This window comes from Rhizobium sp. CFBP 13644, assembly GCF_014842165.1.
GTDB classification, from domain to species: domain Bacteria; phylum Pseudomonadota; class Alphaproteobacteria; order Rhizobiales; family Rhizobiaceae; genus Agrobacterium; species Agrobacterium tumefaciens_C.
In genome coordinates, this window is record NZ_JACYVF010000007.1 from 84355 (window position 1) to 104127 (window position 19773).

The following is a 19773-nucleotide window of genomic DNA, read 5'->3' on the forward strand; positions in this document are numbered from 1 at the left end:
GTCAGCCTCTTTCGGACATACCGATTTCACGGCGTAATTGACGGAAAATCTCTTCCGGAACGGGCTCAAGTCCTGCATTCGGTTTGTCGTATCGCGGACCAGCGGCGATCAGAGCGCGTGTATAGGAGTGTCTCGGATTTTGAAGAATGCTCGCTGTCGGGCCATCTTCGATCACTTTTCCCGCATAAAGCAGGGTTACGCTGTCACATATTTTTGCCACAACACCGAGATCGTGCGTAACGAAAATCACTGCGGTTCCATGTGCCTGCTGCATGCGCCGAATAAGGCGCAGAACTTCTTTTTGGACTGTTACATCAAGCGCTGTGGTTGGCTCATCGGCTACGACCAGTTTCGGGCCGAGTGAGAATGCCGCAGCAATGAGAATACGCTGCCGCATGCCGCCGGAAAGCTGATGCGGATAAGATCGCATCACCCGGTCTGGATCGCGTATCTGTACCTCATCCAACAACTCCAAAGCACGTTGATGTGCCTGCTTTTTGTTCATGCCCAACCGTAACCGTAAACCGTCCGTCAGTTGGGCTTCAATCTGACGGGCAGGGTTAAGAGCAGTTTGTGGATCCTGAGGAATAAGCGTGATGTCGCGGCCCATGATGTTACGCAGGTCACGAGGGGCGAGCGTCAGGAGATTGCGGTCTTCGAAACGTATCGAACCACCCGTGATCTTCACTGTTGCGGGAAGTATGCCAAGCAAGGCTTTGGCAATTGTGGATTTGCCCGCGCCGGATTCGCCGACGAGGCCCCGCACTTCGCCCGGTCTCAGATACAGCGTAACATTGCGCAAAACCGGCTGGTTCGCATCGCGAGTTGAAATGGCGTTGAGCGATTCAATGGAAAGAAGAGAGGTCGTCATCGGCGCATCACCGGATCAAGCGCTATTCGTAGGCCATTGCCAAGCTGGTTGAAGGCTAGCACGGTTGCGAACAGTGCAGAGAGAGGAAAGACCAGAACCCACCAGCCCTGATAGATGATCTGGCGACCCTGCGCAATCATGCCGCCCCATGTGGGCGTGTCTGAAGACAGGGACAGACCGACAAAGGACAGAATGGCCTCGACGGTTACCGCTATCCCCATTTCCAGACTGACAAGTGCCACAAGCACAGGAGCCACATTCGGAAGGATTTCCTTGAGCAAGATATAGATACGGGAAAAACCAAGCGTTTCCGCGGCAGTGACGTAATCGAGGCTGGCCTGCCGCATGGTTTCGGCGCGCACGACGCGGCAGAAGCGCGTCCAGTCGATGATGACGATGGCGGCGATGACCGAATGCAAGCCGGATCCAAACACCGCGACCAGCAACACGGACAAGAGGACAGGTGGAAATGCCATCCAGATATCGACCAGCCGCGACACGATCCTGTCCGTCCAGCCACCGTAGAAACCTGCGGCAAGACCGAGCGCGGTGCCGATCAGGGCAGAGAACGTGGCAGCGACGAAAGCCACAGTGAATGCGATGCGCGTACCGTAAATGATGCGGGAGAGCACATCACGGCCCAGATCGTCGGTGCCGAGCCAGTATCCGGGTTCTGCACCCTCAACAGTGATGGGCGGCAATGTGCCTAGCATCAGATCCTGCTCAAGCGGGTCTTTGGGGGCAATCATGGGGGCAAAAATAGCGATGAGAATTAGAAGCAAGATAAACCCACCGCCGATGACAACCCGCGGCTCGCGCAGCAGGCTGCGCACTGTTTTGGCAATGGGTGTTGTGTGAACAAGTGTAAGAGTTGTTTCAGCCATGAGACTGCCTCGGATCGAGAAGAGTGGCTATTTGGTCTGTGATAATGTTGATTGCGATGAAAAGCGTGCCGAATACCAGAACGATCCCCTGTATCAACGGCAGGTCACGATTGACGACCGAATCGATGGCCATATTGCCAAGGCCCGGATAGGAGAAAATCCGCTCCACGATCACCGTTCCGCCGATCATGAATGTGAACTGGACGCCTGTTAACGTCAGTGTTGGGCCGACGGCATTGCGCAATGCTTCCTGAAAAACGAGGCACAATGACGACATGCCTTTCAGCCGCGCCAGAAGAACATAGTCCTGAACCATCGTTTCCGTTAGCGATTCTTTCAATGTCCGCGCAATGACCGAAGCAAGCGGTAGCCCCAGTGCCAGAACAGGCATCGTCATATGTGCGACAAGGTCTGTGAAGGTATGGAGATCAAGCCTAAGTAGGCTTTCCACCAGATAAAATGAGGTGGTGAACTCAAGGGAACTTGATGGGTCAAGCCTTCCCGAAAGCGGCAGAATGGGAAAGAAAACGCCGAGCAAAAGAACAAGTGCCAAAGCCCACACAAAATCCGGTACGGCGAGAAACAGTCCGTTAAAGAACTCCAGAACCGGCTCCAGCCAGGTGCGGCGACAGAGTGTTGCTATAACCGCAATCGTACCACCTGAAATTGTGCCAAAAATCAGCGCTGCAAAAGCCAGTTCAAGCGTGGCAGGCAGGCGTTCTACGATCAGTTCCACCACATCACGACGCAATGAAATCGATGTGCCGAAATCTCCCTGTACGATGGATTGAAACCAGATGAGAAATTGCTGGAAGAGGCCCAGATCAAGACCATAAGTTGCACGCAGGGCCGCTATGTCGCCCGGCGTCGCACTTGGTGAGATCATCATCGCGATAGGGTCACCTGGAACAATGCGGAGCAGACAGAAAATGATAACACCGACGCCGAAAAGCGTGAATACCGCCGACAGTATCTTGTTGAGCAGACGAATTAAGGTCATTGGGCACCCGGCATGGCAGCACGCCACAGCCTTTTATGAATGGGAAAAAGTCCGGGACGGCAGAGCCGCCCCGGCAGCTGGGAAAATCAAGCCTTGCTGATCAGCACCGGTTGCAGGGCGCTAGACACATTGGGGGCAATTTTCAAACCGGATTTGAAAACGATAGGCTGAACATATTGCAGAAGCGGAATGACGTAACCCTCGTCAGCAATGTACTTGTCCACCGCCTTCCAGCCTTCGATCCGTTTCGCTTCATCCTTTTCACCCCACAGCGGACCGATCCTTGCGTCGACATCGTCGCTTTTCCACGCTGAGTGGGGAGACTTGGAGAACATGGCAAAGCCGGTCGAGGTCGTCGGATCGCCGATGGCATTTCCCCAATTGTAGAAGGCGGCTGGCGCGAGCTTGTGAGAGGCACGCAGCTCAAAATGCTTGGCCACCTCGTAAACTTCGATCTCGGCTTCAATTCCGATCTTGCGCCACATACCGACAATGGCCTGGACCATTTCATAATCCTTGGGCTTCAATCCGCGTGTGGTCTGTATCGTGAACTTTGCCGGTTTGTCCTTGGAATAGCCGGAAGCCGCGAGCAGTTCCGTGGCTTTCTTCGGGTCGTACTCGACTTTGATGGAAGGATCGTAAGCGGCGTATTGTGGCGCTTCCAGCGTGTTGATGGGGATGCCGTAACCGCGCAGCAGCCTCTTGATAATCGTTTCCTTGTCGATGGCATGATGCGCAGCAAGGCGAACGTTCTTGTCCAACATCACGCCCGAATTGGTGATGAAAATCATGCCAATGTCAGAGATGGGCGTGGAAACGCCAGAGAGGCCGGATTTTGATTTGAGCCTGTCGAATTCCTCGTAGGGAACTTCAAGGGTCACATCGGACGAGCCGGATTCGATTTCTGCAACGCGACTGGTAGCATCGGTGACGAATTTGAAGATAACCGTCTCAAAAGCCGGTTTGTCTCCCCAGTAGTCGGGATTTGCCTTGAGCCTGAGAAATGCGTTACCCTCATAAGCATCGATCATATATGGTCCGGTGCCGATCGGTTTCTTTTCAAAGCCCGATGCTCCGACCTTTTCGTAATAGGCTTTGGGCAGCACATAGCCGGTCAGGAATGCCATCCATTTGAATATGGTGGGATCGAAATTTTTGACATCGGCGGTGATACGTTGACCATCGATACCGAAATTATCCATGGAAGCCCATACGCTCGAAACCGGATTTCCCGTTTCCGGTTTGGCGGCCCGTTCCAGTGACCAAACGATATCGCCTGGCGTCAAAGGCGTGCCGTCATGCCATTTTACGCCGGAACGGACGTCCATCCAGACCTTCGTTTTGTCGTCATTCCAACCCCATGCTGTCAGCAACCCCGGCTGAAAGGAAAGATCTCGTGCCTGTCCAATATATTGGTCGAATATGGACCTGTAGATGGCCTGAATGGCCGGGTTTACAGCCGAAGGCCCGACGGTTCCATCAAATGAAGGTAGGTTAGAGTTGAATGCTATCGTCAAAGTCGTCGGGCTGGCCGCCTCGACCTTGAGATGCCCACCCAGAATAGCAGTCAATACGGTACCTGCACCGAGCCCGAGCGCCCCGCGGCGTGTGAAATCAATCATGTCAAGACTCCGTAGTTCCCCATGGTGAAGATGTCCGGGCATTGCCGGTTATAATGTTTGAAACTTAAAATGAAATTGTGGCGTTCGGCAAGTGCTTTTTCATTCGATATACCGAAAGATGCGCAGAAATCGAAACTTGCGCAATAAATATGCAAATGCACAAAGATGAGGGCGCTGAGTCGTGCAGAAAACGCAAGGCTTCGGGCAGGATTCTGCGCAAAGCAGTTTATTTTAGGCTTAAATCTTTAAGTGTTGACATCTACTCGAACTTATAAATATGGTTCTGCATATAATTTATCGTTCATTATAAAGGGGAACGATTATGGCAGAACGGTCATTTGCGCGTGAAGTTGAAGATCTGAAACTGGGTGAGGGTCAGATATTCAGCGGTGAGGGCATTTTGGCAATCACCAAAGCGCTGCTCCAATCCGGTGTATCTTACGTTGGCGGCTATCAGGGATCACCCATATCCCATCTGATGGACGTTCTGGCCGATGCCAAGGACGTTATGGCCGAGTTAGGTGTGCATTTCGAATCCTCCGCATCTGAGGCCGCAGCCGCGGCCATGTTGTCTGCTTCGGTGATGTACCCGGTGCGCGGGGCCGTAACCTGGAAGTCGACGGCCGGGACGAATGTTGCCTCTGATGCCCTTTCCAATCTGTCGTCCGGCGGCGTCACCGGCGGCGCTCTTATCATCATCGGCGAGGACTACGGTGAAGGTTCCTCAATCATGCAGGAGCGAAGTCACGCTTTTGCAATGAAGTCGCAGATGTGGCTTCTCACGCCTCGTCCTAACCTTCCTGCTATCGTCGATGCGGTGGAAAAAGGCTTTGAGCTTTCGGAAGCCTCAAACACGCCTGTCATGTTGCAAGTGGGCATTCGCAGCTGTCATGTCCATGGCCAGTTCACCGCAAAGGACAACAAACGGCCAACCTATACCCTTAAACAGGCTATGGAAAATCCGGTGCGGGATTTAAGCCGCATCGTGCTGCCGCCAGCATCTTTTCACCATGAAAAGGAAAAACTGGAGAAGCGCTGGCCTGCTGCTGTGGAGTATGTGAAAGAAAACCGTCTCAACGAGTTTTTCGGTCCTGAAGAGGGAGACGTTGGACTCATTCTTCAGGGCGGCCTTTACAACAGCACCATGCGTGCGCTCCAGCATCTTGGTCTAGCCGATGTTTACGGTAATAGCCGGGTTCCGATTTATGTGATGAATGTCTCTTATCCTTTGATCGATGACGAGATCGTTGCGTTCGCTGCCAACAAGAAGGCGGTATTGATGATTGAGGAGGGAGCGCCAGAATATATCGAGCAGGCACTGCACACGCTGATGCGCCGCCGCGATATCCAGACGAGAATATCTGGCAAAGATTTGCTGCCGATGGGCGGTGAGTATACGACGCAGGTCCTGATTAAAGGACTGGCTGGATTTCTTGATGCCAATGCAGCAAACCTGCTTGGAAATCGCCCTCCTGTTCCCGATCCATCGCATGTTCTCAATCACCCGAAAGTCAAGGCATTGGCTGAAGTCGTTCCTGCACGGCCTGCCGGCTTTTGTACGGGCTGCCCGGAACGTCCGATTTTCGCTGCCATGAAACTGGTAGAAAAGGAACTTGGACCGCATCATGTTTCGGCAGATATCGGCTGCCATTTGTTCTCTATCCTGCCGCCATTCAACCTCGGCGGAACGACCATGGGTTACGGCCTAGGCCCGGCGTCTGCATCCGCCTTTAATGTCGAGGCAGATAAACGTTCGATTTCCGTTATGGGAGATGGCGGCTTCTGGCACAACGGGCTGACCAGTTCGGTTGGAAATGCAGTCTTCAATAAGCACGATGGCGTTACCCTCATCGTCGACAACTTCTATTCCTCCGCAACGGGTGGTCAGGATGTTCTCTCGTCTCGGGCAACCAATCCTCGTCGCAAGACCAACAATTCTATCGTGGATGCCGTCAAGGGTATCGGTGCAACCTGGGTCCGCCAGATCGACCATACTTACGATGTAGCGAAAATGCGTGACATTCTAAGAGAAGCCCTGACAACGGATGAAAAAGGGCCGAAAATCATTGTGGCCTCTTCCGAATGTATGCTCAACAAACAGCGACGCATAAAACCGCAGATAGCCAAGGCAGTGAAAGACGGCAAGCGTGTTGTCAAGGAGCGGTTTGGTGTCGACGAGGATGTCTGCACGGGGGATCACGCCTGTATTCGTCTCTCCGGCTGTCCATCCCTTTCTGTGAAACATACCGATGATCCGCTCAGGGACGATCCGGTGGCAGCGATAGACAATTCCTGTGTTGGCTGCGGCAATTGCGGTGAGGTGTCGGAAGCAGCCGTTCTTTGTCCGTCCTTCTATCGAGCAGATGTCATTCACAACCCAACGCGTCTGGACAGGGCTCTTTACCGCCTCCGTTCTGCGGTCATTGGCTGGTTGCAAAAGCGCAGATCTGCGTCACGCATCGTTTTCACGGCATAAGAGGAGGATCGTTATGATGGATATTTTGCAGAACCATTTTTCCTCAACGCTTTCGCCAGACAAGCCGTTGTCCATCGCCATTCTGGCGATGGGTGGACAGGGCGGCGGCGTACTTGCTGACTGGATCGTGGGATTGGCCGAAGCACAGGGATGGGTCGCCCAAACAAGCTCCGTTCCTGGCGTCGCTCAACGTACTGGTGCAACGATCTATTACATAGAGCTTTTGAAAAGCCGAGAAGGCGAAACCCCGATCCTCTCACTGATGCCCACACCGGGCGATGTGGATATCGTCATAGCCGCAGAGTTGATGGAGGCCGGACGCTCCGTTATCCGCGGGCTGGTAACCCCCAATAAAACCCAGCTAATTGCCTCCACTCATCGCTCCTATGCCGTGGGTGAGAAAGAAAAGCCGGGGGATGGAATCGGAAATCCTGTCGTGGTGATTGACGCCACCGATTTTGCAGCAAAAAAGACTATTGCCTTCGATATGGACACCCTGGCCACCAAGAATGGCAGTGTTGTTTCTTCTGCTCTTTTTGGTGCCTTGGCCGCGTCCAACGCACTGCCTTTCTCAAAAGAAGCGTTCGAGGGAACGATCAAGTCCGGCGGCAAGGGTATCGAAGCCAGTTTACGCGCTTTCAACGCTGCGTATGAACGCACGAAGAAGGGCGACAATGACAAGCTGACGGCGCTTCCCGTCAAGAAACTTGAAGACTTACCAACGTCCGGCGGGCATCCGGCCTTGGACCGCCTTCTTGCGCGAATTCGTAATGAGTTTCCGGAAAACGCGCACTCCATGCTTTACGCCGGTGCGAAGAAACTCACCGAATTTCAGGATCCTGCCTATGCCGACGAATATCTTACCCGCGCAGCCGCGTTAAACAAGGCTGATATCGCTCATGGTGGCGCGGACAAGGGCTTCACTCTGACTGCTCAGGTTGCAAAATACCTTGCGGTGGCGATGGCCTATGATGACGTGGTCCGCGTCGCTGATCTAAAAACACGGGCTACTAGATTTGAACGGGTCCGCAAAGAGGTTGGTGTGAAAACCGATCAGCTTCTTTACACCACGGAATATATGCATCCGCGTTTGGAAGAAGTATGTGGAACGCTTCCGAAAGCAATCGGCAGTTGGATCGAAGCCAGTCCCAAACTCTCCGTTTTCCTCAATCGACGCATCGACAAAGGACGCCGGGTCAAAACTGGAACGATGTTCTGGTTTCTTGGGCTTTATGTGGTGTCCAGTCTTCGCCGTTTTCGCCGTTCGAGCCTGCGTTACCACATGGAAGTCACCCATCGTGACGCCTGGCTTGAAAAGGTGTTGGAGATCCTTCCGGTCAACTACGATCTGGCGGTTGAGGTTGTCGGCAACCGCCGTCTGGTCAAGGGCTATTCCGATACACATTCGCGAGGGCTTTCAAAATTCGATCGGGTGATGTCGGCCTTACCTCTGCTCAAAAATCGTGAAGATGGAGCAGCCTGGATGCGTCGTCTTCGCCAGGCCGCCCTGCTCGATGAGGAGGGTATTGCGCTGGATGGTGCTTTGAAAACCATTTCTACGCTTTAGAAAAGCGTGGCGTGGTGCGCCCAGCATCAATGGTCAATCTCGTGCAGTATGCGCAAACCGAGGTTTGCGCATCGAGGAGGTTTCTATCATGACGCACTCGATGAAAATTGAAACATTCACCGGGACGAACCCGCCTGAAGTATCCAGACGCAAAAGCCTGCTGGTTGTTGCGCTTTGCTGGTTGGCGATTTTCGCAGAAGGATACGATGTCGGTGTGTTGGGCGCTATATTGCCTTCTCTTGCAGCAGACCAGGTCTGGGCGCTAACTCCTCTGGAGCTGGGCGCAATGGGCAGTTACACGGTTGTCGGAATGATGCTTGGCGGCATCCTTGTGGGGACCATGAGCGAGCTTTATGGTCGCAAGCCACTGTTTATTGGCTGTCTTAGCCTGTTTGCAGCATGTATGGTTCTGACATCGCTTGCACCAACACCATTTTGGTTTGCGGTAAGTCGTTTTGTCGCGGGTCTTGGTTTGGGCGGCATCATTCCAGTGGCTGCGGCTCTGACCGTAGAATATTCGCCCAAAAGCCGTAAAAGCTTTAATTACGGACTGATGTATTCCGGTTATTCAATCGGCATTCTTGCTGCTGCGCTTTGCAGTCGCACATTTCTTGCCGACTATGGATGGCGCATGATCGTGCTGTTCGGCGCCGCCCCCTTGCTGGTTGTGCCTCTTTTCTACTTCCTGCTGCCTGAATCAGTCGAGACCCTTGTTTTGCAAGGTAAACATGAGCAGGCTGCCAAAACCGCCAAACGTATGGGCATTGGTGTTCCCCAAAATATAATAGGCAGTTCCAATGCTCCGGGCTGGAATGCCGTGTTGCGCGCTATCTTTTCTCGAGAGAAAGCATTCGAGACTGTCTGCTTCTGGGGTGGTCTCTTTCTGGGGCTACTTCTTGTCTACGGTCTTGCGCAATGGCTTCCGCAGATCATGCGCCAAAATGGATATGATCTCGGAGATAGCTTGCTTTTCCTCGCTGTTTTTAGCCTGAGTTCCGCTATCGGCGGTATCACATTAGGAACATGGGCGGATAAGTTTGGCGTGAAGCGGACTGTGGCGTTATCGTACTTGGTGGGTGCGGTCGGCATTGCCGCGCTTACCATCAAGAGTTCGATAGTGATGAACTATGTCTTTGTCGCAGTCGCGGGCTTCGGCACCGTTTCCGCATCATTGATCTTGACCGGGTTTCTCGCTCAGCGGCTTGATCCGACAATCCGCTCCGCCGGCATTGGCTTTGCGTTGAGTTTTTCGCGGATTGGTGCTTTGACGGGCCCGTTGCTCGGCGGCCTTATTGCCAGCACAAGCCTTGCTCCTGCATGGAATTTCTATATTTTTGCCGCTGTAGCGGCAGTGGCTGCTCTTGCTACAATGCTCATACCCTCAGCCAAACATTGACGGACACACGATCGGCGTCTGATTGAGCAGATGGCGACAACACGCTGTAACGCCTGGGTGATAGAACCGTAGCGAGGAACATCGCTATTTTTTGCCGATCAGCCGGGTGTGCTTTCGGCTCAGGCTCAGGTAATCAGCGCCAATATCCGATCTAAGAGCATTATTGAAAGTGATTTATTGAAAACGACTTTACTGATCCTGTTCCACCAAGACTACGCTCGTGGTTTCGGCGATAAGTCGCAGTACCCCTGTCAGTCACGATCGAGCAGCCACCATCATATGTCGTGCTTGCGTATACTCCGCAGGATCTTGTGCAAGGTCGTCACAAAAGCGCGATACTCGTCGTCTTCGATATCCTTGAACATTCTGCGCAAATCGCCATACATGATGGGCCAGAGATCCTCGAAGATCGCCCGCCCTTCTTCGGTAATCGAAACATCCCGTACACGCATGTCATCCGATCTGGTGGTTCTCCTGATCAATCCCTGCTCTTCAAGGGAATCGACAGTGCGACTCATGGTCGACTGCTCGGTAACTGCTAAAACGGAAAGTTCGTTGATCGTCAGTGAGGCCGAGACATTCAGCACTGCAAGAGTTCGCATCTTGACTGTCGTTATATCTCTCGCCTTCAGGTCCTCCGCAAGATTGGCATTCCACCGTGCCATGATCCGGTTCATCATATATGGTGCGAAATTGTGAAGCCCGATTTCGCCCATACTTGGAATACGGCCGTTCTGATCGTCAACATTCCCGATAACTTGGCCAGAAAAGCCGTCTTCCATCTGCAAGCGTCCTTACTCGTTACTTCAGGGAAGATGCCAGCAAAAAGCCGGACCCCCCTGCCAAGCCGGGTCCTGGATGGGTTGAAGCCCCGATGTGATGGAGCCCGGAAATATGTGTCTTGTGATTAACGGTGGTTTTGAAAGGACGCCAGAGGAAAAATTGATCAAGCCCGCAGAAGCCGCCGTAAGGATCGCCGCCAACGAGGTTAACATTCATCGTCTCAAGATCACTCGGTGCATAACAACGACGGGCAAGAACGATATCATCGAAATTTTCAATATGTGTTCGCAGCATCAACTCCACGCGGTCCGCGTAAGATTCACGCAGGTTGTCAGTCCAGCAACCATCAGCGGGGCATTCCAGCACGCCAGCTGCGTCACCCTTGATGTGGCGGGGCGTATCTGGCAATTGCAACCATAAGATTGCGCCACCATCGGGAGCACGGCTCGGATCCAGTGCCGTGGGTTGGCCCAGACACACGGTTGGTTCGGCAGGCAGAAGGCCACGTTCGGCTTCGTTTGCAGAGCGCGATACGCCATCCAGACCAGGTGTCAGATGCAAAAGGGCCACTTTGCCGAGATCATCGCCACCCCTCCATCGCGGAGGTGCCTTCAACGCATAATGGATTTGCATATTGCCTTTACCATAACGATACGAAGCAAGTCCCTCATGAATATCCTGTGCAAAGGTTTCACGGGACGAATGAAGCAGACGTTCATAAAGTTGGTGCGGAGTGACAGAAGCGATGACGCCCTGTGAGGCATTGAATTGCCGACCGTCTGAAAGGGTTATGCCCGTCGCCTTGTTCGAACCGTCGACATTTATACTGTGAACATCCGCACCCGTCATGATCTCGCCACCCTGGTCGCGGATCAGCTTCTCAAAGGCGCGCACGAGGTTGTCCGCACCGCCTTTGACAATAGGAGCGCCAGCCGCCTCAATTGCAAAGCCGATAACACGGGTCATCTCCGCAGAGTAGCTGCTTTCAGGACCCAGACCGCAGTGCAATGCCCAGGGTGCCCAAAGGGCCTTGATCTCTTCCGAACGATATGTCTTTTCAAGATAGCTTCTGGCCGGCGAGACAGCTTCACCGAACCAAGCCATCAGGCCTTTGATGCCTTTTTTCCACACTTGCCGAACAAGCAGTTTGGCTGTTGCGAAAGACAAGAGATGGCCACCTATCAATCCGAAGACAAAACCCGCATTGTCTGCGAATTTGGTCATGTCACGATCAAAGGCCGCGCCATCTCCAGCACCTTTTGCCTCGAAATGTGTGATGTTCCGCTGGCGATCCATGGAAAGTATGGCGTGGCTGCCATCAGGCCGAAGCGTCCCGGTTGGAAGCGAGGAATGGCAAAATTCCAATCCCCTCGCTTCGAGATCCTTGCCGAGGGCGGCATAGGCTGGGGATGTCAGGAATAGCACCATCGTAGTGGCCATAACATCATGCCTAAAGCCCGGCAGTGTGATCTCTTCCGTTCGGAGACATCCGCCGATCCGGTTGTTTCGCTCAAGTACCAAAACTCGCCTGCCTTTTTTCCCAAGCAAGGCTGCGGCGACGAGAGCATTTATACCGCTCCCAACGATGATGTAATCAGGGTCGGCCATAGGCACACTCCGTAAGATGCGCAGGCCTCGGCTTCATTAGCCGAGGCCGTGCGTCATTAGACAACCAGCGCCAACGCACGGACGGGTGAGCCGGTGCCTTTGACCAACTTTAGTGGTGCTGCAATCAGTATCGCACCCTTTGCTGGCAACTGATCCAGATGGCTGAGACTGGCAAGACCATACTTGTTGGCCTTATGCACGAGGTTGTGAGCAGGGAAAGGTGGGTTCATGCCGCCTGCCGATCCGGCATCGGTGCCAATCGTTTCCTGACCCCAGCCAATGATCCCCTTTGATAAAAGATACTCGATGGCTTCGGGAGTTGGACCTGGAGAATGTGGCCCAGTCTCATCCGCATTGAGGAAGGTATCAGTTGAGCCGTTGCGCTTGTACCAGTCGGTGCGCAAAAGGACCCAGGTGCCAGCTTCAATGTCGCCGTGCTCGGCTTCCCATTCTTTGATGCTTTCGACGGTCAGCAGGTAATCCGGATTTTCCGCAGCCTCGCTTGAGCGGTCGATGACATTGACGGGCGCTACGAAATTCTGGGGTGCTATTGTATCCGTTGTGTTCGAAGGATGGTCCTTGCCGGTAATCCAGTGGGCAGGCGCATCAAAATGCGTTCCCGTGTGTTCACCAAGTTCTAACCAGTTCCATGCCCAGAAGGGGCCATCCTGATCGTATGTAGAAATGGTGTGAACTTTGACCTGAGGAGTATTCTTGCCAAATTGAGGCGGAAGATAGAGCACTGGTGTGTCGGGTCCAAGCGGCGCGGTAAGGTCTACCACCTTCACTTTGCCCGAGAGCAACCCATTCGCAAGACCTGCGATGATCGAAGCGTCTGTCATTCGTAATTCCCCTTTTTTGCCGTTTATCCCGACGATTCTCATGCGCTAGAAAAAACCTATGCGGATAATGAAAGAAAGCCTATGACCAAAAAAATGATTGCGCAAGAATTTTGTTTAAGCTTAAATTATATTTGTATTGGCAGCAGAGAGTGCTCTTTATCAGCGTTGAAACCATGTGATTTTCACCAGGTGACATCGTTGCTCGGCACCTGTTAACCGATCATGGAAGAAGGTCAGCGGGAAATGAATCTGTAACTGCGTATGTCTGAAAACAATTTGGGGAACGAAATGCCGAAATATGATGCCGTGGTAATTGGGGCTGGTCACAATGGACTTGCTGCCGCAGTTCATCTTGCCTCAAAAGGCTGGCGCGTTGTTGTGGTCGAAGGCAATCTAGAGGCCGGTGGCGCGGTAAAGACCGGTGAGGTCACGGAGCCGGGGTTCCGGCATGATCTATGTGCAATGAACCTCTCTATGTTTGCAGGGTCGGCATTTCATGCTACTCATGGTGATGCGTTGGCCAGACATGGTTTGCGCTTTGTACCAGCCGACCATTGTTTCGCCAGTGTTTTTCCCGATAATACATATTTGGGCGTGGGGACAGATCGCGTCGAGACAACGAATGCGATCGCTTCGCTTTCTCAAAGTGATGCACGCCAATGGTCAGCGATGATTGAAGACTTCGGACAAAAAGCACCGCATCTATTTGCCTTGCTCGGTTCACCTATGCCATCGGTCCAAAGCGCGAAGGCGGTCTGGAAAGCTTGGCGTGCCGGCGGGTTTCCGATGCTTTACGATCTAGCCAGGCTTTTGCTGGCTTCACCTCGCAGCTTTCTCGACAGCAATTTTGAGAACGATAAACTCAAGGCCATGATGGCGGCATGGGGTCTGCATCTCGATTTCGCGCCCGATGTGTCCGGAGGAGCCGTGTTTCCCTATCTAGAATCCATGGCCAACCAGGTTTTTGGCATGGTCATCGGAGAAGGCGGTGCCGACACGATTATAAAATCGATGATATCCTTGTTGAAGGAGAAGGGCGGAGACGTTCTGTTGTCTGCGCCGGTCGAAAAGGTGCTTCTGGAGGGCGGCAAAGCAAAAGGTGTGATACTGGCGGATGGCCGCATCCTAAAAGCCTCACGGGCGGTGATATCCAACGTGCATCCCAAGCTTCTCTTCGGCTCTATGGTGCCGCCTGACCCCGCTCGCACCGGTTTTGACGAGGCGATTTCGAAATACAGGGCGGGTCCTGGGACGATGATGATCCATCTTGCTTTGGATGATCTGCCGAAGTGGACGGCATCCGACGTATTGCGACAGTTCGCTTATGTTCACATTGCACCGAACATGGCGATGATGAACCGCGCCTATTCAGAGGCGATGGATGGGTTGTTGCCCGCTGTGCCTGTGATTGTTGTCGGGCAGCCAACAGCGATCGATCCAGACAGGGCACCCAANGATTACGTTCTCAAAAGTAGACAATGCATCTCTCTACGCCTTTGCAAGGAAAATGTAAAATGCACTCTGGCGGCATGCAGGTTCGGCTATCGTACCCACAAATGCAAAGCTTAAGCGGGCATTGCGGATGAGCGTGAACTTGACGTTTTGCAGTGGGGATGGCTGCGGTGACACGACGTGCCATGTCGGCAGAAAACGCGGCGATAGAGGCCAGTGCTCTGTCGCTTTTGCGGCTCAACCGAGGTGTAAATCGCCAGCAGGCTGCGTAGGCCAGATCTCACAGTTTGATTGATGCAGGGTTAACGTTACAGTGCCCCATGCCCATCATTCACTGTGACAGTGGCTACTGAGTAGGAGATTCCGTACGAGGAAAGGCGACATTGGCCACTGAACTAACCGAACTGTTAGCGTGAGTATTTACAGGTCGGCGGTTCAGCTCCCTTCAAGGCGGTCGACTTGGAAATGCCCGGCCATCGGTTCGATGCTCATCAAGAACTACAATTGCGGCCTTACCGTCGGTTTGACAAACTTTGCCATCAGGGGGTATGTTGAGACATCAAGGAGAGTCAAATGGCGACGATGAATGTATCCCTGCCAGATCCCATGAAAGATTGGGTAGAAGCACAGGCCAAGACGGGTCGATACTCGAATGCGAGCGATTATGTTAGGGATTTGATACGCAGAGACCAAGCCCGCACGGACAAAATAGCCGAGATGCAGCGCTTTGTCGACGATGGGATTAGAAGCGGAATTGGGAGCCGTTCAAGGGACGAGTTGTTTGCTGCAGCCACCGCTCGAGCCGAGATTATCAGCGGGCGCGCTTGATGCCATTCAGCCTTTCGGTCCAAGCGGAAGAAGATATCGTTTCCATTGCGGAAGAAGGCATTCGCAACTTCGGAGGACTCGTTGCCAAACGATATAACGATGAGCTTTTTGCCTTGCTCGAGCTTATCGCCGCCAACCCAAGAATGGCGCGCGAACGACATGAGATTTCTCCACCTGTCAGGATTCATCCCTTCAAGGCTCACCTTGTCGTGTATCGCATCATTGAAGACGGGAGCATATTCGTGATCCGTATACGGCACTGCCATGAAGATTGGGCGGGAGATTCTTTCTAACCGCTGAATTCATAAGACACTGGTCGTGAGTGCGTTCCCGATCAGGCGTTGTGTTCGAATGCCAGACCCAAGGTCAGCCAACTCTATTTTTGGCATGATTCTTCTGCCAAGCCACACCCCATCAAAAGTTCTTTTGACCCCATCGCGAGCGGCATCGTGTAGGCAGCTAACAGGTACAAAGTAGTCCGAAATGGAGAGCTGCGGAGGCCTTGCTAAAATGCTGAGTGTGCTCATGGACCTGTCAAAGATCAAAATGCTGATAGATTTCGTCGGACGGACGAATGTCACCGAGCTGAATGTTTCGGAAAAGGACGTCTCGGTCTGTATTTTTCAAACGACAGAAAAGGCACGCGCAGAAATAGATGTGCCGAATACAGGTGTAGCAAACGATACATTCAACGACCCAACAACCGCTTTGACAGTTGCTATAAAAGCTCCGGTGTTCGGAGTTCTGCATCGCGCCTCCGCGCCCGGACAGGCGCCTTTCGTCCGAACCGGGGACATCGTTGAACAGGGGCAGACCCTTTTCATCATCGAGGCGATGAAGGTTTTCAACAAGATTGCGGCACCCAAGGGTGGGCGTATTGCCTATCTCACCGATATCGATGGCGGTGAAATAGAGACGGGTGATCTTCTGGCGGAGATCGCGTGATGACGGAACGCTTGAACGATCATGCCTTTGGTAAAAGACGCTTCGATACGGTGTTGATTGCCAATCGGGGAGAGATCGCCACACGTATTGTGCGTGGCTGTCGTGATCTCGGTTTGAGGACGGTGGCTATCTGCTCTGAAGCCGACATACAGGCATCTCATGGCGAAACTGCCGACAGTTTCCTGTGCATCGGTCCATCGAGTACCGCCAAGAGCTACCTTAACAAGGACGCGATCCTGCTTGCAGCAAAGTTGACCAATGCTGGCGCAATCCATCCCGGTTATGGCTTTCTATCTGAAAATGCCGAGTTTTCGGAAGCTATCGAGAAGGCTGGGCTCGTCTTCATCGGGCCTGATGCATCTTCTATTGCGACCATGGGCGACAAGATCGCCGCCAAACGCGCGATGATCGAAGCAGGCGTTCCCTGCGTTCCGGGACCGGATACAGTCCTTCCCGAAGAGCCAGAGATTATCGAGCATATAGCGCAGGAGATCGGATATCCCGTCATTATCAAGGCAGCCGGCGGTGGCGGCGGGCGCGGAATGCGGGTAGTGCCGAATGCAGATGCGCTTCATGAAGCGGTGGCCACGACACGCGAGGAAGCGCGTCAGGCTTTCGGCTCCGCCGCCCTCTATATGGAAAAGTTTCTTCAGCATCCAAGGCACATCGAAATACAGGTGCTGTGTGATATGCATGGCAATGCCGTTTGGCTTGGGCATCGCGATTGCTCGATGCAACGCCGCCACCAAAAGGTGGTGGAAGAAGCACCGGCACCGGGTATCCCGGATGACGTCATCAATGCTGTTGGCAGGGCTTGCGTCGAGGCATGTCAGCTGATCGGTTATCGCGGCGTTGGCACGTTCGAATTTCTTTATGAGAATGGCAATTTCTATTTTATCGAGATGAATACCCGCCTGCAGGTGGAGCATCCGGTCACGGAGATGACCAGCGGCACCGATATCGTTCAGGCCCAGGTCAGAGCCGCACTGGGCGAGGTTCTGGAACTCGTGCAGGAAGACATCCAGTGCGACGGCCATTCCTTTGAGTGCCGTATCAATGCCGAAGACCCGGAGAGTTTCATGCCGTCAGCCGGGACTGTGACTGCTCTCGCGCTGCCGCAAGGACTTGGCATTCGTGTCGATACCCATATTTATGAGGGGTACCGCATTTCTCCCTATTACGACTCCCTGATCGCCAAGCTCATCGTCCATGCCCCTACACGCACAGAGGCAATGGTGAAGATGCGGGACGCGCTTTCCGCGACGCGCATTGAGGGCATCTCGACCAACTTGCCGCTTCTGCGGGCGCTGTTCGAAGACGGCAATTTCGCCACGGGCGAGACGGATATTCACTATCTTGAACAATGGCTCAAACAGCGGATGACGGCATGAGCACGCTTGATTTAAGCGATCCGGTCACCATCGCAGCCCTGATGGATGCGTTGACGACAGCGGGTGTGGACGGCCTGGAAATCACAGGCCGCGACGGGCATCTGCGTATCGTCATCGCCACGAATAAGAGCGTAAATCTTGATCGGGTACCAGTGCAGAATGGCCATTCCGCAGTTCTGGTCAAAGCACCGATGGCAGGCATTTTCTGTCCTTCGAGTACTTCCTCGGACGAACCTATGCCCATCCCGCGAAAGGTTTCAGCCATGGATGTCATCGGCTTCCTGCGTATAGGTCCCGTGCTGCTGCCCGTTGCTGCTGGCCGCCTTGGCTTATTGAGGAAACAGCTTGCCGAGACCGATGCGCTGGTAGGCTTCGGCGATTCTCTGTTTGAAATAGAGCCCGCATTATGACTGCCACTTCAAACCTCATGGCGCAGCTGCGCGAAATCGTACCCGCCACCAAGGGGAAGGCTCGTATATCCTTCATCGGGTCTCGATCCTTTCTTCTGGAAGCGCCGGGCGAATTCGATCTGCCCGCCCAACGCTGGATTTGGGCTTTGGCACAGACGGTGAGTGCTTGGGCAGATGTCGCGGAAGTTATTCCCGGCATGACCAATATGCTGACGATTTTGCATGAAACGGCTGACGATCCAGAGATGATGGTAACCCGATTGCTTGACGCCTGGAATGATGCCCAGAGCCTTGACCTTGCGGGCAAGACGCTAGAGATCCCCGTTCAGTACGGCGGCGAGCATGCAACAGATCTTGCGGCTCTTTGTGATCTCTCAGGACTGAGTGACCGCGAAGTGGTGCGCATCCACCATGAAGCCACCTACCGCGTTTTCGCGCTGGGCAGCGCGCCGGGCTTTGGTTATCTCCATGGTCTCGATCAGCGGATCTACATGCCAAGAAAGACCGTTCCATCAATCAGAATGGAAAAAGGCTGCGTGACGATTGGCGGAATGCAGACCGGCGTGGCCATGCTGACGGGCCCGAACGGCTGGAACTCCATCGGTTATGCGGACATGCAGATGTTTGATCCCGCGTCCTCAACACCGGCGCTGATGGCACCGGGCGATATCGTCCGATTCGTGCCGGAGAGGATCGAGCTATGATCGAGATCATCGAAACAGGTCCCTTCAACACAGTTCAGGATCTCGGTCGGCCCGGCTATCGAGATATCGGCGTATCCGCCGGTGGCGCCATGGACCCCCTCGCCGTCAAAATCGGCAATATTCTCGTCGGCAACGCCGATGATGCGGCTGTGATCGAGGTTCAGACATTTCCCTTTAATCTGCGGTTTGACGCGAAGACGGCTTTTGCGGTCACGGGCTCCGATGGCAACCCCGTTCTGGATGGCAGGGACATTCTCGGGTGGTGTGCGCATATCGCAACCGAAGGCCAGGTGCTGGAGCTCACCCAGCCACCCAAACTGGCACGCGCCTATATCGTGGTGGCGGGCGGTATCGATGTGCCGGTGCTGATGGACTCGCGAAGCACGGCGCTGCGCGGTGGCTTTGGCGGCCATGCCGGGCGGCCTCTTGTGAAGGGTGACAACCTTTCGATTGGTTCATTGACAGACGCGCTGCCGCTACCTCAAAACGGCATTGCAGTCGTTGAGCCTGCCACAGCCCTGCGCGATGTCTTTGCCGCGCCCATTGATGGTGTATTGCCGATCCGCGCCATTGCCGCTGGTGAACACGGCTTGTTTGCACAAAACGGCGAAGCATTCTGGAGCCAGACGTGGCGGATATCGTCGCGCAGTGACCGAACGGGATATCGCCTGTCCGGTGACCCTATCAAACCGACGGAGACCATCGAAATGCGCTCCCACGGGGTCGTTCCGGGTGTCGTGCAGGTGCCGCCGGGTGGGGAGCCAATCATTCAGATGAGCGACGCCAATACCGCAGGCGGCTATCCCAAAATTGCCGGTGTCATAGAAGGCGACCTCTGGCGGCTGGGCCAAGCCCGTATCGGCAGCCGTTTGAAATTTGTGCGCTGCGACCACGCTGAGGCGCGAGCGGTCGAGCAGGCCGTCGCTGGCTATGTCGAGGACGTCAGGCAGACATCACAAATGGTCAAGCGTGCGCTGAAAGCGATGGCCTGACA

The 19773-nt window shown here is 53.9% G+C and carries 18 protein-coding genes; 11 read left to right on the plus strand and 7 right to left on the minus strand.

The annotated features are described in order from the left end of the window. Position 1: 1 nt before the first annotated feature. The 4 genes from IFT53_RS17080 to IFT53_RS17095 form a co-directional block, all read right to left on the minus strand. Entirely contained in the window at positions 2 to 871 is an 870-nt protein-coding gene (locus IFT53_RS17080) for an ABC transporter ATP-binding protein (RefSeq protein WP_192067718.1), read from the minus strand. Continuing rightward, positions 868 to 1755: an ABC transporter permease gene (locus tag IFT53_RS17085; protein ID WP_192067720.1), complete on the minus strand. Its 888-nt coding sequence runs from the start codon at positions 1753 to 1755 to the stop codon at positions 868 to 870. Before IFT53_RS17085 ends, IFT53_RS17080 begins: the two co-directional genes overlap by 4 nt. Next, on the minus strand, positions 1748 to 2755 hold the full coding sequence (locus IFT53_RS17090) for an ABC transporter permease (protein ID WP_192067722.1): 1008 nt from the start codon (positions 2753 to 2755) through the stop codon (positions 1748 to 1750). The genes IFT53_RS17085 and IFT53_RS17090 overlap by 8 nt, the downstream gene beginning before the upstream one ends. An 86-nt stretch (positions 2756 to 2841) precedes the next feature. After that, positions 2842 to 4377 carry an ABC transporter substrate-binding protein gene (locus IFT53_RS17095; RefSeq protein ID WP_192067724.1) on the minus strand — a complete coding sequence of 512 codons (1536 nt, stop codon included), beginning with the start codon at positions 4375 to 4377 and terminating at the stop codon, positions 2842 to 2844. A gap of 322 nt (positions 4378 to 4699) precedes the next feature. Between IFT53_RS17095 and IFT53_RS17100 the strand changes: the two genes are divergently transcribed. From IFT53_RS17100 to IFT53_RS17110, 3 genes are all read left to right on the plus strand, one after another. Continuing rightward, on the plus strand, positions 4700 to 6853 hold the full coding sequence (locus IFT53_RS17100) for an indolepyruvate ferredoxin oxidoreductase subunit alpha (RefSeq protein WP_192067725.1): 2154 nt from the start codon (positions 4700 to 4702) through the stop codon (positions 6851 to 6853). Between the two features lie 16 nt (positions 6854 to 6869). Then, on the plus strand, positions 6870 to 8420 hold the full coding sequence (locus tag IFT53_RS17105; protein ID WP_192067754.1) for an indolepyruvate oxidoreductase subunit beta family protein: 1551 nt from the start codon (positions 6870 to 6872) through the stop codon (positions 8418 to 8420). Between the two features lie 100 nt (positions 8421 to 8520). Further along, complete coding sequence (locus IFT53_RS17110; protein WP_192067727.1) at positions 8521 to 9816, plus strand: MFS transporter; 1296 nt, start codon at positions 8521 to 8523, stop codon at positions 9814 to 9816. Positions 9817 to 10091: 275 nt separating this feature from the next. Here the strand turns inward: IFT53_RS17110 and IFT53_RS17115 are convergent, their stop codons facing one another. From IFT53_RS17115 to IFT53_RS17125, 3 genes are read right to left on the minus strand one after another with little or no spacing between them, the layout of a single operon-like run. Continuing rightward, a complete protein-coding gene (locus IFT53_RS17115) occupies positions 10092 to 10598 on the minus strand; it encodes a MarR family winged helix-turn-helix transcriptional regulator (protein ID WP_192067729.1) in 507 nt (168 codons plus the stop codon). Positions 10599 to 10617: 19 nt separating this feature from the next. After that, positions 10618 to 12207, minus strand: coding sequence for a phytoene desaturase family protein (locus IFT53_RS17120; RefSeq protein WP_192067731.1), 1590 nt, complete (start codon positions 12205 to 12207; stop codon positions 10618 to 10620). A 56-nt stretch (positions 12208 to 12263) separates the two neighbouring features. Continuing rightward, positions 12264 to 13049 (minus strand): cyclase family protein, encoded by a 786-nt coding sequence (locus tag IFT53_RS17125; RefSeq protein ID WP_192067733.1) that lies wholly within the window; start codon positions 13047 to 13049, stop codon positions 12264 to 12266. Between the two features lie 288 nt (positions 13050 to 13337). Here IFT53_RS17125 and IFT53_RS17130 point away from each other — a divergent pair. From IFT53_RS17130 to IFT53_RS17165, 8 genes are all read left to right on the plus strand, one after another. After that, a partial coding sequence (locus tag IFT53_RS17130; RefSeq protein ID WP_192096949.1) for a phytoene desaturase family protein occupies positions 13338 to 14503 on the plus strand: 1166 nt, incomplete at its 3' end. Positions 14504 to 15074: 571 nt separating this feature from the next. Continuing rightward, positions 15075 to 15329, plus strand: coding sequence for a type II toxin-antitoxin system ParD family antitoxin (locus tag IFT53_RS17135; RefSeq protein WP_192067585.1), 255 nt, complete (start codon positions 15075 to 15077; stop codon positions 15327 to 15329). Further along, positions 15329 to 15622, plus strand: a complete 294-nt coding sequence (locus tag IFT53_RS17140; RefSeq protein ID WP_192067587.1) for a type II toxin-antitoxin system RelE/ParE family toxin — start codon at positions 15329 to 15331, stop codon at positions 15620 to 15622. Before IFT53_RS17135 ends, IFT53_RS17140 begins: the two co-directional genes overlap by 1 nt. Positions 15623 to 15854: 232 nt before the next feature. After that, complete coding sequence (locus tag IFT53_RS17145; RefSeq protein WP_192067736.1) at positions 15855 to 16274, plus strand: acetyl-CoA carboxylase biotin carboxyl carrier protein; 420 nt, start codon at positions 15855 to 15857, stop codon at positions 16272 to 16274. Continuing rightward, positions 16274 to 17665: an acetyl-CoA carboxylase biotin carboxylase subunit gene (gene accC / locus IFT53_RS17150; protein WP_192067589.1), complete on the plus strand. Its 1392-nt coding sequence runs from the start codon at positions 16274 to 16276 to the stop codon at positions 17663 to 17665. The genes IFT53_RS17145 and accC overlap by 1 nt, the downstream gene beginning before the upstream one ends. Continuing rightward, positions 17662 to 18075 (plus strand): acetyl-CoA carboxylase, encoded by a 414-nt coding sequence (locus tag IFT53_RS17155; RefSeq protein WP_192067591.1) that lies wholly within the window; start codon positions 17662 to 17664, stop codon positions 18073 to 18075. The genes accC and IFT53_RS17155 overlap by 4 nt, the downstream gene beginning before the upstream one ends. Beyond that, a complete protein-coding gene (pxpB, locus tag IFT53_RS17160; RefSeq protein WP_192067593.1) occupies positions 18072 to 18779 on the plus strand; it encodes a 5-oxoprolinase subunit PxpB in 708 nt (235 codons plus the stop codon). Before IFT53_RS17155 ends, pxpB begins: the two co-directional genes overlap by 4 nt. Beyond that, positions 18776 to 19771, plus strand: a complete 996-nt coding sequence (locus IFT53_RS17165; RefSeq protein ID WP_192067594.1) for a 5-oxoprolinase subunit C family protein — start codon at positions 18776 to 18778, stop codon at positions 19769 to 19771. Before pxpB ends, IFT53_RS17165 begins: the two co-directional genes overlap by 4 nt. The last annotated feature ends 2 nt before the right edge of the window (positions 19772 to 19773 follow it).

Coding starts and splice junctions, on each gene's coding strand:
- IFT53_RS17145 (WP_192067736.1), top strand. CDS start 15,855: ATGGACCTGTCAAAGATCAAAATGCTGATAGATTTCGTCGGACGGACG.
- IFT53_RS17105 (WP_192067754.1), top strand. CDS start 6,870: ATGGATATTTTGCAGAACCATTTTTCCTCAACGCTTTCGCCAGACAAG.
- IFT53_RS17120 (WP_192067731.1), bottom strand. CDS start 12,207: ATGGCCGACCCTGATTACATCATCGTTGGGAGCGGTATAAATGCTCTC.
- IFT53_RS17085 (WP_192067720.1), bottom strand. CDS start 1,755: ATGGCTGAAACAACTCTTACACTTGTTCACACAACACCCATTGCCAAA.
- IFT53_RS17135 (WP_192067585.1), top strand. CDS start 15,075: ATGGCGACGATGAATGTATCCCTGCCAGATCCCATGAAAGATTGGGTA.
- IFT53_RS17115 (WP_192067729.1), bottom strand. CDS start 10,598: ATGGAAGACGGCTTTTCTGGCCAAGTTATCGGGAATGTTGACGATCAG.
- IFT53_RS17080 (WP_192067718.1), bottom strand. CDS start 871: ATGACGACCTCTCTTCTTTCCATTGAATCGCTCAACGCCATTTCAACT.
- IFT53_RS17110 (WP_192067727.1), top strand. CDS start 8,521: ATGAAAATTGAAACATTCACCGGGACGAACCCGCCTGAAGTATCCAGA.
- IFT53_RS17165 (WP_192067594.1), top strand. CDS start 18,776: ATGATCGAGATCATCGAAACAGGTCCCTTCAACACAGTTCAGGATCTC.
- accC (WP_192067589.1), top strand. CDS start 16,274: ATGACGGAACGCTTGAACGATCATGCCTTTGGTAAAAGACGCTTCGAT.
- IFT53_RS17090 (WP_192067722.1), bottom strand. CDS start 2,755: ATGACCTTAATTCGTCTGCTCAACAAGATACTGTCGGCGGTATTCACG.
- IFT53_RS17125 (WP_192067733.1), bottom strand. CDS start 13,049: ATGACAGACGCTTCGATCATCGCAGGTCTTGCGAATGGGTTGCTCTCG.
- IFT53_RS17100 (WP_192067725.1), top strand. CDS start 4,700: ATGGCAGAACGGTCATTTGCGCGTGAAGTTGAAGATCTGAAACTGGGT.
- pxpB (WP_192067593.1), top strand. CDS start 18,072: ATGACTGCCACTTCAAACCTCATGGCGCAGCTGCGCGAAATCGTACCC.
- IFT53_RS17155 (WP_192067591.1), top strand. CDS start 17,662: ATGAGCACGCTTGATTTAAGCGATCCGGTCACCATCGCAGCCCTGATG.
- IFT53_RS17140 (WP_192067587.1), top strand. CDS start 15,329: ATGCCATTCAGCCTTTCGGTCCAAGCGGAAGAAGATATCGTTTCCATT.
- IFT53_RS17095 (WP_192067724.1), bottom strand. CDS start 4,377: ATGATTGATTTCACACGCCGCGGGGCGCTCGGGCTCGGTGCAGGTACC.